The 15,368-nt window shown below is 67.1% G+C and carries 13 protein-coding genes; 7 read left to right on the top strand and 6 right to left on the bottom strand.

The window, feature by feature from the left end:
• Positions 1-4: 4 nt before the first annotated feature.
• From DWF00_RS26540 to DWF00_RS26525, 4 genes are all read right to left on the bottom strand, one after another.
• The gene (locus DWF00_RS26540) at positions 5-883 is read right to left on the bottom strand and encodes a branched-chain amino acid ABC transporter permease (RefSeq protein ID WP_114828199.1); all 879 of its coding nucleotides are present in this window, start codon (positions 881-883) and stop codon (positions 5-7) included.
• Positions 884-914: 31 nt separating this feature from the next.
• On the bottom strand, positions 915-2,021 hold the full coding sequence (locus tag DWF00_RS26535; RefSeq protein WP_114828200.1) for an ABC transporter substrate-binding protein: 1,107 nt from the start codon (positions 2,019-2,021) through the stop codon (positions 915-917).
• A gap of 339 nt (positions 2,022-2,360) precedes the next feature.
• The gene (locus DWF00_RS26530) at positions 2,361-3,191 is read right to left on the bottom strand and encodes an alpha/beta fold hydrolase (protein ID WP_114828201.1); all 831 of its coding nucleotides are present in this window, start codon (positions 3,189-3,191) and stop codon (positions 2,361-2,363) included.
• Positions 3,188-4,162: a Bug family tripartite tricarboxylate transporter substrate binding protein gene (locus tag DWF00_RS26525; protein WP_114828202.1), complete on the bottom strand. Its 975-nt coding sequence runs from the start codon at positions 4,160-4,162 to the stop codon at positions 3,188-3,190. Before DWF00_RS26525 ends, DWF00_RS26530 begins: the two co-directional genes overlap by 4 nt.
• Before the next feature lie 168 nt (positions 4,163-4,330).
• On the opposite strand from DWF00_RS26525, the gene DWF00_RS26520 reads away from it, so the two are divergent.
• From DWF00_RS26520 to DWF00_RS26490, 7 genes are all read left to right on the top strand, one after another.
• The gene (locus DWF00_RS26520; RefSeq protein ID WP_114828203.1) at positions 4,331-5,230 is read left to right on the top strand and encodes a LysR substrate-binding domain-containing protein; all 900 of its coding nucleotides are present in this window, start codon (positions 4,331-4,333) and stop codon (positions 5,228-5,230) included.
• Complete coding sequence (locus DWF00_RS26515) at positions 5,227-6,822, top strand: alpha-amylase family glycosyl hydrolase (RefSeq protein WP_114828458.1); 1,596 nt, start codon at positions 5,227-5,229, stop codon at positions 6,820-6,822. The genes DWF00_RS26520 and DWF00_RS26515 overlap by 4 nt, the downstream gene beginning before the upstream one ends.
• A 24-nt stretch (positions 6,823-6,846) precedes the next feature.
• A complete protein-coding gene (locus tag DWF00_RS26510) occupies positions 6,847-7,854 on the top strand; it encodes a glycosyltransferase family 4 protein (protein WP_114828204.1) in 1,008 nt (335 codons plus the stop codon).
• A gap of 372 nt (positions 7,855-8,226) precedes the next feature.
• Positions 8,227-8,502: a hypothetical protein gene (locus DWF00_RS26505; protein ID WP_245974321.1), complete on the top strand. Its 276-nt coding sequence runs from the start codon at positions 8,227-8,229 to the stop codon at positions 8,500-8,502.
• An 86-nt stretch (positions 8,503-8,588) separates the two neighbouring features.
• Positions 8,589-9,548, top strand: a complete 960-nt coding sequence (locus DWF00_RS26500) for a class I mannose-6-phosphate isomerase (protein WP_114828206.1) — start codon at positions 8,589-8,591, stop codon at positions 9,546-9,548.
• The gene (locus DWF00_RS26495) at positions 9,545-11,887 is read left to right on the top strand and encodes a glycosyltransferase family 4 protein (protein ID WP_114828207.1); all 2,343 of its coding nucleotides are present in this window, start codon (positions 9,545-9,547) and stop codon (positions 11,885-11,887) included. The genes DWF00_RS26500 and DWF00_RS26495 overlap by 4 nt, the downstream gene beginning before the upstream one ends.
• 73 nt (positions 11,888-11,960) lie before the next feature.
• The gene (locus tag DWF00_RS26490; RefSeq protein ID WP_114828459.1) at positions 11,961-13,259 is read left to right on the top strand and encodes a glycoside hydrolase family 130 protein; all 1,299 of its coding nucleotides are present in this window, start codon (positions 11,961-11,963) and stop codon (positions 13,257-13,259) included.
• Positions 13,260-13,498: 239 nt separating this feature from the next.
• Here the strand turns inward: DWF00_RS26490 and DWF00_RS26485 are convergent, their stop codons facing one another.
• Both DWF00_RS26485 and DWF00_RS26480 read right to left on the bottom strand, forming a co-directional pair.
• Entirely contained in the window at positions 13,499-13,852 is a 354-nt protein-coding gene (locus DWF00_RS26485; RefSeq protein WP_114828208.1) for a hypothetical protein, read from the bottom strand.
• Between the two features lie 310 nt (positions 13,853-14,162).
• The gene (locus tag DWF00_RS26480; RefSeq protein WP_114828209.1) at positions 14,163-15,365 is read right to left on the bottom strand and encodes a mandelate racemase/muconate lactonizing enzyme family protein; all 1,203 of its coding nucleotides are present in this window, start codon (positions 15,363-15,365) and stop codon (positions 14,163-14,165) included.
• Positions 15,366-15,368 lie beyond the last annotated feature (3 nt).

Raw genomic sequence — 15,368 nt, 5'->3', positions numbered from 1 at the left:
GGCCTCAGCTCGCGCGCTTCAGGCGCGTCTGGAACAGGCCGGTCGGCTTGATCAGGATGAAGACGATGAAGAGCATGAAGGTGAAGGCGATGCTCCAGCGGCCGGGCATCAGCGCCAGGACGAGGTTCTGCAGTACTGCCAGCACGACCGAGATGATGAAGGCGCCGGGCAGGCTGCCGATGCCCCCGGCGATCACCGCGATGACGGCGGTGAGCAGGACGAGCACGCTGGTATAGGGCTGCATCGCCTGGTCGACGCCGATGAAGACGCTGGGGACGGCGACGAGGCCGGACGCGATCGCGACCACGACGACGTAGACGTCGAACGGCCGCAGCCGCGTGATCTCGGCCAGTGCGCGGTTCGACGACACCGCCCGGATGCGCTTGCCCAGGATGGTCCGCGTCGAGAACAGGACGAGGCCGGCGAGGATCGCCAGGCTGCTCGCCAGGGTCCAGATCTGGGGCAGGCTGAGGTGGATCGGGCCGATGTCGAGCATCGAGAGCCGCCAGGATACGGCCTCGAATTGCAGCATGTTGGGCGTGAAGAGCAGTGCGACGAGGTTCTGCAGGATGGCCAGAAGCCCGAGCGAGGCGATCAGCTGGACGAGCGGCGATGCCCGCCGCTTCATCAGCGTCTCGTAGATGGCCTTCTGCATCACGGCGCCGACGGCCGCGCCCACGGCGACCGCGCCCATCAGCGCCAGGGGAAACGGGAGCCCCTGGCCGGAGAGCCACCAGGCGATATAGCCGCCCAGCGTGAACAGGCCGGCATGGGCGACGTGGAAGACGCCGGTCGTGGCATAGACATAGGCGAACGTGATCGCCACGACGCCGACCGCGCAGCCGCTGACGGCGCCGTCGACGAGGAGTTGCAGAAGCAGCATCCGGTCAAACTCGATCTTGGGTCACAAGGGCTCAGTTCGTGCCGGTCTCGACGACTTCGCGGCCGGGAGGGACCAGCTTGAGCACTTCGATCTCGCGCCTGGCCGTGTTCGAGTCGAACACGATCTTGGCCGTCGGCGAGTCGAAGTTCTTGATCTCGAACAGAGCGGTGCGGATGTTCTCGCCTGTGACGGGAATGTTCTTGGCGATCAGGCTGTCGATGATCTTGAAGATGATCTGGGTGGCGTTGGCGTATTCGCGCGCGAAGAAGCCCATCTCCTTGGTGCCGAACTGATTGTTGAACTCGGCTTCCGCCTCCGGCGCGATGCCCGACTTGATGCCGGTGTGGAACCAGCCCGCGGTGGAGGCGAAGCCGGAGAACGGCCGGTTGAACGTGGTGCCGATGGCGATCGGGAAGCCGGGAACCTGCGCGACCTGGTCGGCCATCGTGGGAGCGCCGACGGTGATGCCGATGAAGACGAAATCGGGCTTGGCGGCGGCGACCTTGAGCAGCGTCGGCCGGAAGTTGGTCTGGCCGAACTCGACGGCCTCGTCGGCCAGGATCTCGCCGCCGGCGGCGACGAAGGCCTTCTTGAAGTCGTCGCGCGCGTCGATGCCGGCGGCGGCGTTCTCGTAGATGATGGCGGCCTTCTTGCCGAGCTTGGCGACGGCGTACTTGGTCATGACCGCGACCTCGTCGGCGACGAGCGGGATGGTGTTGACCAGATAGGGCGAGGCGGTGGCGAGCTTGTTCGTCTGCGCGGCCGGATTGACCACGAACACCTTCTTGCGCGTGGCGAGCGGGGCCATGGCGAGCGAGATCGACGAGAAGGCGGTCACGATGGCCGGCGTGCTGTGCAGGTCGACGAGCCGGTTGAAGGCGAGCACGCCCTGGTCCGGCTTGCCCTGGCTGTCCTCGTAGATGACCTTGACCTTGCGGCCGCGGATGCCGCCTGCGGCGTTGATGCCGTCGACCGCGAACTGGACGCCGGTCTGCTCCTCGATCCCGGTCGGAGCGGCGGGCCCGGTCAGCGGCAGCACGGCGCCGATGACGATCTCCTGCGCTGATGCGGTGCCGGATAATCCGATGGCGAGCAGCGAAACGGCCCCGGCCGCGAGGCGTGTGAAGCAAGTCGGCATGTTTCTCTCCCTGGATGTATTTTTCGCCGATGACTTCGAACGGTCATCGGTCGTGTTTTTCGCGAGATAGATGGTGAGGATCGGGGCCGTCGGTGGGCGGTAACGGCGTTCGCGTCCTTCCGGTCGGCTCGCAGAAGCGGAATAATTATGAACCGTTTCATTTTAGTGGCTTCAACGAGCGCCAGAAACCTCTCCCGATTCCAGTCAACCAGTGAAGCCATTAGAAAATGATACGGTTCATCGTATGGTGCGTCAAGCGTGAGCCGACCCCTTCCCGCCCCAAGGGGCAGGGCACCTCATCCTCCGCATGCGGCGACGGCGAGCGCCCTGCGCGCGGGGTCAGCCGGTCCTGGCCACGATCCAGCCGGCGAGGGCATCGGCTACGGCCACGGGCTTCTCGGGAATGAGCGCGTGGCCGGCATCGGGGATCACGACCGTCGTGACGCGCTCGCCAAGCTGCTCGCGCAGCACATGCGCGAAGCGGGGCGCGGCGATCGTATCGCGGGCGGCCTGGACTTCCAGGATCGGAGCCTCTCCCCCGGCGAAGTAGACGCTGACCGGCGTCGCCGCCTCAGCCACCCGCTGGGCTGCCTTGACGTGAGGGTGCCAGCCGCCGAGCCAGACGCCGGCGTCGTTACCGGGTGCGAAGAAGGCGATGCGGAGGGCCTCCAGCCGCGTCTCGTCACCGAGCGAAAGATCGCCGCAGCGCGCTAGCGCAGCGAGAACCTCAGGATCGTAAGGGGACTCGCCGCTCGGCAGCATGCCGGCGGAGCCGGCCAGCATGGCGACGCCGCCGACAAGCTCGGGCCTGATCGTGGCCAGCATGCGGGCGACGAAGTTGCCGAAGGCGTGCCCGGCGATGATCGCCGGCGCCAGGCCGAGGCTCTCGACCGCGAGCGCGACGTCCCCGGCCAGATCATGCATCGTCAGGCCGTCCAGCGGACCGGTGCTCAGCCCGATGCCGCGCGGCTGCGGCCGCAGGGTCCGCAAGCCGCGATCGGCCAGGAGCCCTGCGAACGCATCGTAGTCTTCGGCTCCGCGCCCCAGCGACGGCAGAACGAACACCGCCGGGCCTTCGCCCTGGTCCAGCACCTCGATCGTCACGCCGGCGCGCGTGAAAGTGTGGCGGCGGACGAGCGAGCTCGTGGCGGTGCGGTCGAGAACAGTCATTTATTCAGATCCAGGTTGACGCGCTTGGCGAGCGCGGTCCAGCGCGTGCGCTCGTCGGAGATGCGCTTGCCGTAGGCTTCCGACGACAGGGCCGTCGCGGTGATGCCGAGTTCGGTCAGGCGCTTCCTGAAGGCGGGGTCGGCGCCGACCTTGGCCAATTCGGCCTCGAGGCGCTGGGCCACTTCCGGGGCAAGGCCGCGGGGAGCGAGGATGCCGAACGTGGCGCGGACGAGGAAGTCGGGGAAGCCGAGTTCCGCCGAGGTCGGCACCTGCGGCAGATCGGGGTGGCGGGTCTCGGAGGCGATGACCAGCATGCGGACCTTGCCGGACTGGACATAGGGCGCGATCGTGGCCGGGCTGACCAGGACCATGTCGACATGGCCGCCGACGACATCGCCAACCGCCGGCGCCATGCCGCGATAGGGAACGTGCGAAAGGCGGATGCCGGCGAGATCCTCCAGCAGCGCGGTGGCGACGTGAACGACGCCGCCGGCTCCCGTCGAGGCGTATTTTATGTCCTGCGGGTTCGCCTTGGCCTGCTGCAGGAAGCCCGCGAAGTCCTTTGCGGCCAGCCCCTCGCGGACGGCGATCGCGAACGGGGAGATGGCGAACCCGAAGAGCGGCGTGAAGTCCTTCGCCGCATCATAGGGCAGCGACGACGGCTTCACCGCCGGCAGGACGCAGAGCGCGTCGTCGTTGCCGAGCAGGAGCGTGTAGCCGTCGGGCGGTGCTTTCGCCACGAAGTCGGTGCCGGTCATGCCGCCGGCGCCCGGCCGGTTCTCGATGATGACGCCGTGCGTAAAGGTCTTTTGCAATTGCTCGGCGACGAGCCGCGCGACGGTGTCGTTGATCGCGCCGGCCGCGAACGCCACGATGATCTTGATCGGCCGCGCCGGAAACGTCTCGGCTGCCGTGGCGGGCCCCGCGACGAGGCCAAAGGCAAGGCACGCCAGCACGCTGAAAATCTTCATCGCTCATCTCCCCGGGATACGGGCCGTTTTGGTCGGCCTCGATCGTTCTGGGCCGCGCGAAGTGACGTCGCGGCCAGATCAAGGGATGCGCTTCACGCTGGAGTGTGTCCAATATCGGATTTCTGGTTTCTTATAATCAAACCGTTATAAGAACTCCCGGAGCGCGGCATGGAACTGAAGCGCCTTCGCTACTTTGCCGCTGTTGCCGAGACGCTGCATTTCAGCCGCGCGGCCGAGCTCCTCCACATTGCGCAGCCGGCCCTGAGCCAGCAGATCCAGCTTCTCGAAAAGGAGCTGGGCGTCCTGCTGTTCGATCGCGACCGGCGGCATGTGAAGCTGACGGCAGTCGGGCGCCTGTTCCTCGTCGAGGTCAGGCAGCTCCTCGCGCAAGCCGAACGGGCCCGGCTGGTGGCCGAGCGGGCTCGCCGCGGCGAGGTCGGGCAGATCGAGGTCGCCCATGTCGGATCGGTCGACTATTCCGGCGTGCTCGCCCGCTCGGTCATCGCGCTCAGGCGCGAAGCCCCGGACGTCGTCTTGAACCTTCACGACCTCGAGTTCGAGAGCCAGCTCGACCAGCTCGCGGACGGGCGGCTCGACGTCGCCTTTTTGCGCTTGCCGGCCGGCGAGCGGGCGGCGGAGATGGCGGTGCTGCCGATCTGCCGGGAGAGCGTGCTCGTTGCGCTGCCCTCCGGCCACAGGCTCGCGGAGCGCGAGCTCGTCGAGCCGGAGGAGCTCGCGGAGGACGCCTTCCTCGCCACGACGCTGCGCGAGGGGCTGGGCTTCTTCCAGACGCAGCTGCAAATCTGCCGGGACGCGGGGTTCGAGCCGCGCATCGTCTCGCGCTCCCGCCATTTCGCGGCGATGATGAGCCTCGTCGCAGCGGGCCAGGGCGTGGCGCTGGTGCCGAGCCCGGTCAGCCGGCTGGCCCTGCCCGGCGTGACCTATCGGCGGCTGAACTCGGATCAGCGCTCGCAGGTTGCCGTCCTGCATCGCCGCGAGGAGCCGGGCCCGGCTTTGGCGCGCTATCTGCGCCTGTGCGCCGAGGCTGGCCGGGCGGTGCCGGCATGACCGCGCCCTGGTGGCAGACGGGCACGATCTATCAGGTCTATCCGCGCTCCTTCCAGGATTCGGACGGGGACGGCATCGGCGACCTCAACGGGATCACGCGGCGGCTCGACTATCTCGCCGCCCTCGGCATCGACGCGATCTGGATCTCGCCGATCTTTCCCTCGCCCATGGCCGATTTCGGCTATGACGTCGCCGATTATTGCGATGTCGACCCGCGCTTCGGCACGCTTGCCGATTTCGACGAGCTGCTGGCGCAAGCGCATGCGCGTGGGCTCAGGGTCGTGCTCGACTTCGTGCCCAACCACACCTCCGACCGGCATCCCTGGTTCGCCGAAAGCCGGGCCTCGCGCGCCAACCCGAGGCGGGACTGGTATCTCTGGCGCGATCCCGCTGGCGATGGCGGGCCGCCCAATAACTGGATCAGCGATTTCGGCGGCCCGGCCTGGGAATGGGACGAGGCCACCGGCCAATACTACTACCACGCCTTCCTGAAGGAGCAGCCGGACCTCAACTGGCGCAATCCGGCGGTGCAGGCGGCGATGTACGACGTCTTGCGCTTCTGGTTCGACCGCGGCGTCGATGGCTTCCGCATCGACGTGCTCTGGCACATGGTCAAGGCGGCGGGCTTTCCGGACAATCCGCTGAACCCGGCCTGGCAGCCCGGGATGGCCGAGATGCACCGCGTGCTCCAGCTCCATTCGACCGACCAGCCCGAAGTGCACGCGCTCGCCGCCGCCATGCGCGACATCGCCGACAGCTACGGCGCCAAGGGCGAGGGCGTGCTGATCGGCGAGATCTACCTGCCGGTCGAGCGGCTGATGCAGTATTATGGCGGCGAGCGGGCCGAGGTGCAGCTTCCGTTCAACTTCCAGCTGATCGACGCTCCGTGGGAGGCACCGGCGCTGGCCCGGCTCATCGCCGATTACGAGGCGGCTCTGCCGCCGGGCGGCTGGCCGAACTGGGTGCTCGGCAATCATGACCGGCCGCGCGTCGCCGCCAAGCGCGGGCAGGCGCAGGCTCGCGTCGCCGCGATGCTGCTGCTGACGCTGCGCGGCACGCCCACGCTCTATTACGGCGACGAGCTCGGCCTGAGCGACGTCGCCATCCCGCCCGAGCAGGTCCGAGATCCGCGCGAGCTGCGCGAGCCCGGACTCGGCCTGGGCCGCGATCCCGTCCGCACGCCGATGCCATGGGATGCGAGCGCGAATGCCGGCTTCAGCACGGCCCGGCCCTGGCTGCCGCTTCATGAGGACTGGGCTCTACGCAATGTCGCTGTGATGGCGGAAGACCCGGCTTCCATTCTGACGCTGCATCGCCAATTGCTGGCCGCCCGGCGCGAACATCCGGCACTGGCGATCGGCGATTTCGCGCTGCTGGACTCTGAGGGCGATGTGCTTGCCTATGAGCGCCGGCAGGGGGCGCAGCGGCTGATCGTGGCGCTCAATCTCGGCGCATTGGCGCATCATCTCGATTTGCCGGGCTGGGCCGGCGCCTGCCGGCTGCTTCTCTCCACCATTCCCGGTCCCACGCAGATCGAGGGCCGCGCCCTGCTGCTGCGCCCGAATGAGGGCGTGATCCTCGCGTCCGAATGACTGAAATACGAAAAGGATGATCGCTTGCGCATCGCCATGCTGGCGCCGATCTCGTGGCGCACGCCGCCGCGCCATTACGGTCCATGGGAGCTGGTGACGAGCCTGCTGACCGAGGCGCTGGTCGCGCGCGGCGTCGACGTCACCCTGTTCGCAACGAAGGACAGCCTGACGTCGGGCAAGCTCGCAGGGGTATGCCCGGCCGCCTATTCCGAGGATTCCACGATCGACGCCAAGGTCTGGGAGATGCTGCATGTGGCGCATGTCTTCGAGCGCGCCGGCGAGTTCGACCTCATCCACAACCAGGCCGATTTCGTACCGCTCGCCTTCTCACGGCTGGTCGCGACGCCGATGGTGACGACGATCCACGGCTTCTCCTCGGATCGCATCCTGCCCGCCTTCAAGGCCTATGAGGATCGCGTCCACTATGTCGCGATCAGCGCGGCCGACCGGCACCCGGACCTGCGCTATGCGGCGACGATCCATCACGGCATCCGTCTGGAAGACTTCCCCTTCGACCCCGAGGGCAGCGACGACCTGCTCTTCTTCGGCCGCATCCATCCCGACAAGGGGGCGGCTGAAGCGATCGCGGCGGCCCGCCGGGCGGGGCGGCGGCTGGTCATGGCCGGCATCGTGCAGGACCGGGACTATTACGACGCGCATGTCGCGCCGGCGCTCGATGGGCGGTCCGTGATCTATCGGGGGCCGGTCGGCGGCGAGGCTCGCACGCGGGCCCTGGGCTCGGCCCGCGCGCTGCTCCACCTCGTCAATTTCGAGGAGCCGTTCGGATTGTCGGTCGTGGAGGCGCTCGCCTGCGGCACGCCGGTCATCGCCTCCCGGCGCGGCTCGATGCCCGAGCTGATCGAGCACGGCGTGACCGGGTTCCTGGTCGACACCCCCGACGAAGCCGTCGATGCGATCGGCCGTCTCGGCGAGATCGATCGCGCCGCCTGCCGGGCGGCGGTTGCCGCGCGCTTCACGGTCGAGCACATGGCCGATCGGTATCAGCAGCTGTATCGCTCGGTCATCGACTGATGTTATTCGCGGCATCTGCGAATGTTTTCGAAAATAAAACGTCGAATAATTCTTGTATTATACCACACGTGCCCTCATATTGACGTAGTCGATGAATGGTTTTTTGATCCGATAATTGCGCAATTTCTGCGCATGACGCCGATCGATTTCCTTGCCTGAAAATGCGATATCGACGTTCTGCCGTTTGGCGGGCAGCAAAGACTTATGCTTCTGACGAATTGCATGGCGCCGCTCTGTCGGCTGAGCCGTCGTGCATTGTCGCCTCATCGAGCTGGCGGCTGCGTTGACAGCGGCTGAGCGTGCCTAGCTCGCGTTTTTCACAGGCAAAGGATCGGGCAATTGTACTATCTCGGCGGAATTTCGGGGAATGGCATGCTGACCTCCAGGGGCAAGGAGATCGGCCGCGCCTCCTATGATTTCGACGGCTTTTTCAGGCAGCCGGTCGGCGTCACCAGTTGCGGCGAGATTCAGCTCGCAGCCCCCATCCTGAAGGAGGTGTTCGGCCGCAAGGACCTTCAGCTCCTGACCGATGACGGCCGCCGCCTCGACCTGACATTCTCGGAGAAGAAGCTGGCCCGGTCGAGCGACGTCGCCCATGTGGACGTCACCGGCGAATTGCCGAAGGCGCCGCGGAACTGGCGCCATTGACCGCCTCCGGCGGCGGGCAGCAAGCGACGGCACCATCGCCCGCTTCCGGTTGCCCCGATCCGAGCGGCGCGAACCAGGAGGTTCTCATGGCGCATGAACATGCCGCGATGCTGGCCGTGCGCAAGCCCTGGGGCAGCACCGACCTGGCGCCCTGGAGCGGCATCGCCGCGGACGGCGCCGCGATCGGCGAGATCTGGTTTCAGCGCAGGGCTGCGGGGGCTCCCGCCCCGGCGCTCCTGCTCAAGCTGCTGTTCACGACGCAGGCCTTGTCGATCCAGGTCCATCCGGACGACGCCTTCGCGCATTCGATCGGGCTGGCGAACGGCAAGACCGAGGCCTGGTACATCCTGTCCGCGGAACCTGGGGCCGAGGTCGCCATCGGGCTGAAGCGGCAGCTCACCGCGCCCGAGCTGCGCAGCGCCATCGCCGACGGCTCGATCGCCGAGCTGGTCCAGTGGCATCCCGTCCGGAAGGACGAGGTCGTCTTCGTGCCAGCCGGCACCATCCACGCCATCGGCCCGGGGCTGGTCATCGCCGAGATCCAGCAGAGCAGCGACGCGACCTTCCGCCTCTTCGACTACGGCCGGCAGCGCGAGCTCCATATCGACAATGCGGTGGCCGTCGCCGATGCGGGCCCGGCCGAGCGCCAGGTGGCAGCGAAGCGCCTGACGAATGCCAGGGCCCTGCTCGTCGCCAGCCCGTATTTCGTCCTCGAACGGATCGAGCTGCCGGCGCAATCGCATTGGGAGCTCCATGCCGAGCACGAGACCTGGCTCCTCGTCATCGCGGGCGATGCGCGGGTCGGGCAGATGAACGCCTTCGTCGGCGAAGCGATCTACCTGGATGCCGAGCATGCCGCGATCAGGGCCGGGCGCGGGGGGCTCACGGCGCTCGTCGCCTATCGCGCCACGGAGCCCAGCCACAGCCTCCTGCATCAGCGCGATGGACAGGAGCTGCATTCCCCGCTTCCGCATTCTTCGCGGCAGCCTGATCCCCAAACAGCAACGGCGGGCTCGCGACCTCGCTCAACGGAGGCGCGACCATGAGCCGACTTCACCGGATAGCCTTCATCGGAAACTCGCTGCCGCGCCGCTGCGGGATCGCGACCTTCACGACCGACCTGCAGCAGGCGATCGCAGCCTCGGGCGCAATCTCCGCCACCGGCGCGATCTCTGGCTCGGGTGCGATCGCCGCCGCGACTGGAGGCGTCGAGACCTCGATCGTGGCGATGAACGACCATGGCCACGCCTATGATTACCCGCCTGCAGTCCATTTCCAGGTCGATGACGATCGGATCGGCGACTATGTCGAGGCTGCGGAGTTCCTGAATGCCGGGCGGTTCGACGCCGTCTCCCTTCAGCACGAGTTCGGGATTTTCGGCGGCGAGGCAGGCAGCCACCTCATGGCGCTGTTGTCGCGCCTGACCATACCCGTCATCACCACGCTCCATACGGTGCTGGCCGAGCCGACGCCGGCGCAGCGCCGCGTCATGGACGCGATCGTCGAGGCCTCCTCGCGGGTCGTCGTCATGACCGAGAAGGGCCGGGTGCTGCTGCGCACGGTCTACCGGGTTCCGGCCGACAAGATCGAGGTCATCCCGCATGGCATTCCGGACTTCGCCTTCGCGGCGCCGGACGCGGCCAAGGCCAAGTTCGGCTTCAGCGGCAGGTCGGTCATCCTGACATTCGGCCTGCTCTCGCCGAACAAGGGCATCGAGGTGATGATCGACGCCATGCCGTCGATCCTGAAGAGCCGGCCCGACGCCGTCTATGTCGTGCTCGGCGCGACGCATCCCAACCTCGTCCGGGAGCAGGGCGAGGCCTATCGCGAGAGCCTGGTGGCGCGCGTGCGGGACCTCGGCGTCGAGGATCACGTCGTGTTCCTCGACCAGTTCGTCGACCAGCCGACGCTGCTCGACTTCATCTCGATGTGCGACGTCTACGTCACGCCCTATCTCAACGAGGCGCAGATGACCTCGGGCACGCTGGCCTACAGCTTCGGGCTCGGGAAGGCGGTCGTCTCGACGCCCTACTGGCACGCGCGGGAGCTTTTGGCCGGCGGCCGCGGCATCCTCGTTCCCTTCGGCGATTCCCCGGCCATCGGCGATGCGATCGCCGGATTGCTGACCGACGACACCCGCCGGCAGGCCATGCGCGAGCGCGCCTATGCCGACAGCCGGTCGATGACGTGGGAGCGCATCGCCGAGCGCTACCTTGCCGTGTTCGAGGCGACCACGCGCGCCTATCGCCTCAAGGTGATCCCGCGGGCCGACAAGGGCGAATTCGCGCGCGACGTCCGCAAGCCGCCGGAGATGCGGATCGAGCATCTGCTCTCCATGTGCGACGATACCGGGCTTTTCCAGCACGCGGTCCATGCGGTGCCGGATCGCTCCCACGGCTATTGCGTCGACGACAATGCCCGCGCGCTGCTGCTCGCCTGCGCCCTCAACACTCCCGGCGAGCAGCGCCTGTCCGAGGCCCTGACCTCCCGCTTCGCCGCCTTCGTCCAGCACGCCTGGAATCCCGACCTGCGGCAGTTCCGCAACTTCATGAGCTTCGACCGGCGCTGGCTCGAGGATAAAGGCTCGGAGGACAGCCATGGCCGGACGCTCTGGGCTCTCGGAGAATGCGCCCGCAGCGATGTCAGCCCGTCGCGGCGGCGCTGGGCCAGCGCGCTGTTCGCAGAGGCGCTGCCCATCGTCGAAGGCTTCCACTCGCCGCGCGCCTGGGCCTTCGCCCTGCTCGGGCTCGATGCCTACTGCTCGGTCACCGAGGCGGATTGCGCGACCTTGCAGCTCCGGCAAGTCCTGGCCGACAGGTTGACGGCCATGCTCGCGACGGTCGAGACCAAGGACTGGGTCTGGTTCGAGGACGGGCTCGCCTATGACAATGCGCGCCTGCCCCAGGCGCTGCTCGTGACCGGTCTCTCGACCGGAACCGCGGGCTATGTCGAGGCCGGCTTGAGGTCGCTGCGCTGGCTGACGGTGCTGCAGACGACGCCGGCAGGCTTCTTCCGGCCGGTCGGCACCGAGAGCTTCGGCGACAAGCGCCGCCCGCCACTACCGTTCGATCAGCAGGCCCTGGAGGCGACGGCGTCGATCTCGGCCTGCCTCGCGGCCTGGCGCGCGGATGGCGACGGCGCGTGGAAGGCTGAGGCCGCGCGCGCCTTCGGCTGGTTCCTGGGCGAGAACGACCTTTCGGTGCCGCTCGTCGACCTGGAGACCGGGAGCTGCCGCGACGGGCTCCACCGCGACCGCGCCAACGAGAACCGGGGCGGCGAATCCGTCGTGTCCTACCTTCTCAGCCTGGCCGAGATTCGCCAGCTCGCCCGCGCCAGCTTGGATCGCACGCGGCCGGTGCCGCTTCGCGTCCTGAGCGCTCTTTAATTCACACGTCGAGAGCATGCTCCCATGGCGGGCCGCTCCGGCCTTGCCGATGCTCGAACAGGCCGAGGCTACCTTGTCACAAGCTACATTCCTGAACCGGCAGGCGCTTTTCCTCCGGCCCGACCCGGCACGGGTGGTCGTGCGACCGTTCAAGCCGGCGATCGAGCCGCGCGATCTCAACGCCACCGAGAAGTCGCGGGCGAACCACATCGTCGACCGGGTCCTGGCGCTCGATCCCGAGGCGGCGACCGCTCAATTGCGCGACGTGCTCGAGAATTTCCAGGGGCGCCACCGCAACCTGCTCGCGACATTCGAGACGCGCGCCGGCGACATGGAGGACGCCTTTACGGCACATGTCGATTTCACCACGACGCAAAGGCAGCTCATCGGCGCCTACTTCCTGCATGAATACTCCTTCGAGGCGGCCGCCCTCTTCAATCCCAGCATCGTCTCGCATCCCGATCAGTCGGGCGCGCCCGAAGGCGGGCACCGCTTCATCCTGAGCCTGCGCGGCGTGGGCGAGGGGCATGTCTCGTCGCTGACGTTCCGCTCCGGCGTCATCGCAGCCAATGGCAGCGTCACCATCGACCCGACGGCCCGCCTCGCCTCGATTCCGAAGGTGCTGAACCGCATACCCGGCCCGGAGGGAGAGACGATCGACGTCGCCTTCGCGCCGGACGAGGACATCAGCGAGCGGGTGATCTTCCCCATCACGGCCTCGCAGTCGAACGGCATCGAGGATGCCCGCTTCGTCGAATTCGAAGATGGCGGGCAAAAGCTCTTCTACGCGACCTATACCGCCTATAGCGGCAAGGCGATCAGGTCCGAGCTGATCGAAACCCGCGACTTCATCTCGTTCCGGATGTCGCCGCTGACAGGAGCCGCCGCGCAGAACAAGGGCATGGCGCTGTTCCCGCGCAAGCTCGACGGCAAATACGCGATGATCGGCCGGCAGGACAACGAGAACGTCTACCTGCTCTATTCGGACGACCTCTACTCATGGGAGCGCGGCGTCGCGATCCTGAAGCCGAAATTTCCCTGGGAGTTCGTCCAGATCGGCAATTGCGGCTCGCCGATCGAGCTCGACGAGGGCTGGCTTCTGCTCACCCATGGCGTCGGCCCCGTCCGCAAGTACACGATCGGGGGCGTGCTGCTCGACAAGGCCGATCCGTCGAAGGTGCTGGCGCGCTCGCGCGAGCCCCTGGTTCGGCCCGACCAGTCCGAGCGCGAAGGCTATGTGCCCAACGTCGTCTACACCTGCGGCGCCATCCGGCATAACGACCAGATCGTCCTGCCCTATGCGGTCTCCGACACGTTCTGCAATTTTGCGACGATCAAGATTGCCGCGTTGTTGAAGGCCCTTGACGGCTGACCGGGCTTGCCCGGCTTCCTTGGGAACCGGCCTGCTTTCACCAAGCCGTGGGGCCGTGGCAGACGCAGATGCGCCGGAGGCGTTGGAACTCCCGTCGATTTGTCAGAAATAAGCGCCGTCATCCCGGATGGAGCGCAGCGGAACTCCGGGATCCATCGTAGAGCTCTGAGCCTTACGATGGATCCCGGAGCTGCGCCGCTATGCGGCTTGTCCGGGATGACGGAGAGGTTTCTGCGCAATCAGCTCTTGTTGAGAGCTAGCGTGACGGCACAGGCCTTGGCGACGTCCGAGGCCGGCGAGGCGCTGCCCGGCATCGTCGCCCAGCCGCCCTTCGCGATGAAATCGCCCTGTTGCCACGAGCCGATCTTCTTGAACTCGGCGAGCTGTTGGGTCGCGTCGGCCTGCTGCTGGAACTTGACCACGCAGATCGGCGAGAGGGCGGCGACGACGGCAGCATCCGCGCGCGTTCTGCCGTCGCGTTCTGCCGTGCTCTGGGTGACCCAGCCGCCCCAGCTGAACCCGATGACTGCAAGTGCAACGGCGCCGCCGACGGCGCCCCAGGCGGCCGGCTTCAGTTCTGCTGGGATTTTCATGGGATTTATCTTTCACAACCGGAAGAGAAAACTCCCGTGAACGACGCTAGCACCTTTCGCATGCCAGCATTGGGTTTTTATCGGCCGGGCATGATCCAATTTCTGCCAATATTCAGCTGCGGCAAGACAAGTCATGCGCCGATCTTCGTCTGCGCTTTCGCGCATCGTTACACGCCGCGCCGGTGTCATCGAGGTGCTCGCAGCTTGGCGCGGACGCTGACCGCGGCGCCGGTCCCATGTCGGGCCGCGACAGCCCTCGGCCTGCCGGTGCGGGGCAGGGCCGAAAGCTCTCCCGGTGATCTGGCTGGCCTCAGGCGTAGGCGGTCGAGCCGTCCGGGCGGCGCGGCACCTTGCGCTGCCAGTGGACGTAGTCCTCCTTGGCGAGCACATCCATGTCCATCTCGACGCCCCAGCCCGGACGGTCCGGCCGCAATTCGAGATAGCCGTCCTTGGGCAGATAGGGGTCCTTGACGTACCAGGCGCCCTGCGAGCGGTCGGGCTGGGCGTTGGCACTGCTGCTGCCGTCGCCGAAGGCGTAGTTCGGGCCGTGCGGCAGCCGGTATTCGAGGATCTTGAAGTTAGGCTGCGCCGCGGAGAAATGCAGGTTCACCGCGGTGGCCAGCGGCCCCATCGGGTTGTGGGGGGCGACCGTGACGTAATGCGCCTCGGCGATCGCCGCGATCTTGCGCATCTCCAGCAGGCCGCCGACGACGCAGATATCGGGCTGGATGATGTCGCAACCCTTGACCGAGAGCAGGCGCAGGAACTCGAAGCGGCTGTAGAGGGATTCACCCGTCGCCAGCGTGCAGGTCAGCCCGCGGTTGAGATCGCCCCAGGCCTCGATGTTCTCCGGCCGGATCGGCTCCTCGAAGAAGAGCGGGTCGTAGGGGGCGAGCGCGTTGCCGAGCTGCATCGCCAGCCTCGGCTCGAAGATCTTGGCATGCGCGTCGAAGGCGATCTCGTAATCCGAGCGCACGGTCTCGCGCAGGCTGCGGAAATACTCGGCGCTGGTGCGCACGACCTCGCCCCAGCGATGGGCGTGCATGTCGATGCGGTAGGGGCTGAGCTTGAACGCCGTCAGGCCCCATTGCTCGTTCAGCGCGTTGAGCTGGTCGCGCGCGATCTCCGGGTCGGGCGCGGTGTAGACGCCGGCATAGACGCGCACCTTGTCGCGCACCTGGCCGCCGAGCAGCATGTAGACGGGCACGCCGAGCGCCTTGGCCGAGATGTCCCAGAGGCAATGGTCGATCGCCGAGATCGCCGCCAGCCCGAGCGCGCCCGGCGGGAAGCGGCTCTGCTGGAGCAAGTAGAGGATCAGGTACTCGATCCGGCGCGGGTCCTCGCCGCGGATGAGCTCGAACAGGTAGTCGAGCAGCGGCGGCAGCGCCTTGTCGGGGCCGTGGTTGTAGCATTCGCCCCAGCCGGTCAGGCCGTCGTCGGTATCGATGGCGACGACGACGCGGGGACGATCCTTGTCGCGCGACATGTAGGCCCGCAGGCGCTCGATCTTCATAGG

Origin of the sequence: Allobosea caraganae (assembly GCF_003351345.1) — a bacterium.
Taxonomy (GTDB): domain Bacteria; phylum Pseudomonadota; class Alphaproteobacteria; order Rhizobiales; family Beijerinckiaceae; genus Allobosea; species Allobosea caraganae.
This window is presented reverse-complemented; position numbering and strand designations above follow the sequence as displayed.

What these genes read in the sequence shown, in the direction of transcription:
- DWF00_RS26540 (WP_114828199.1), bottom strand. Translation starts at nt 883, where the DNA reads ATGCTGCTTCTGCAACTCCTCGTCGACGGCGCCGTCAGCGGCTGCGCG.
- DWF00_RS26535 (WP_114828200.1), bottom strand. Translation starts at nt 2,021, where the DNA reads ATGCCGACTTGCTTCACACGCCTCGCGGCCGGGGCCGTTTCGCTGCTC.
- DWF00_RS26530 (WP_114828201.1), bottom strand. Translation starts at nt 3,191, where the DNA reads ATGACTGTTCTCGACCGCACCGCCACGAGCTCGCTCGTCCGCCGCCAC.
- DWF00_RS26525 (WP_114828202.1), bottom strand. Translation starts at nt 4,162, where the DNA reads ATGAAGATTTTCAGCGTGCTGGCGTGCCTTGCCTTTGGCCTCGTCGCG.
- DWF00_RS26520 (WP_114828203.1), top strand. Translation starts at nt 4,331, where the DNA reads ATGGAACTGAAGCGCCTTCGCTACTTTGCCGCTGTTGCCGAGACGCTG.
- DWF00_RS26515 (WP_114828458.1), top strand. Translation starts at nt 5,227, where the DNA reads ATGACCGCGCCCTGGTGGCAGACGGGCACGATCTATCAGGTCTATCCG.
- DWF00_RS26505 (WP_245974321.1), top strand. Translation starts at nt 8,227, where the DNA reads ATGCTGACCTCCAGGGGCAAGGAGATCGGCCGCGCCTCCTATGATTTC.
- DWF00_RS26500 (WP_114828206.1), top strand. Translation starts at nt 8,589, where the DNA reads ATGGCGCATGAACATGCCGCGATGCTGGCCGTGCGCAAGCCCTGGGGC.
- DWF00_RS26495 (WP_114828207.1), top strand. Translation starts at nt 9,545, where the DNA reads ATGAGCCGACTTCACCGGATAGCCTTCATCGGAAACTCGCTGCCGCGC.
- DWF00_RS26485 (WP_114828208.1), bottom strand. Translation starts at nt 13,852, where the DNA reads ATGAAAATCCCAGCAGAACTGAAGCCGGCCGCCTGGGGCGCCGTCGGC.
- DWF00_RS26480 (WP_114828209.1), bottom strand. Translation starts at nt 15,365, where the DNA reads ATGAAGATCGAGCGCCTGCGGGCCTACATGTCGCGCGACAAGGATCGT.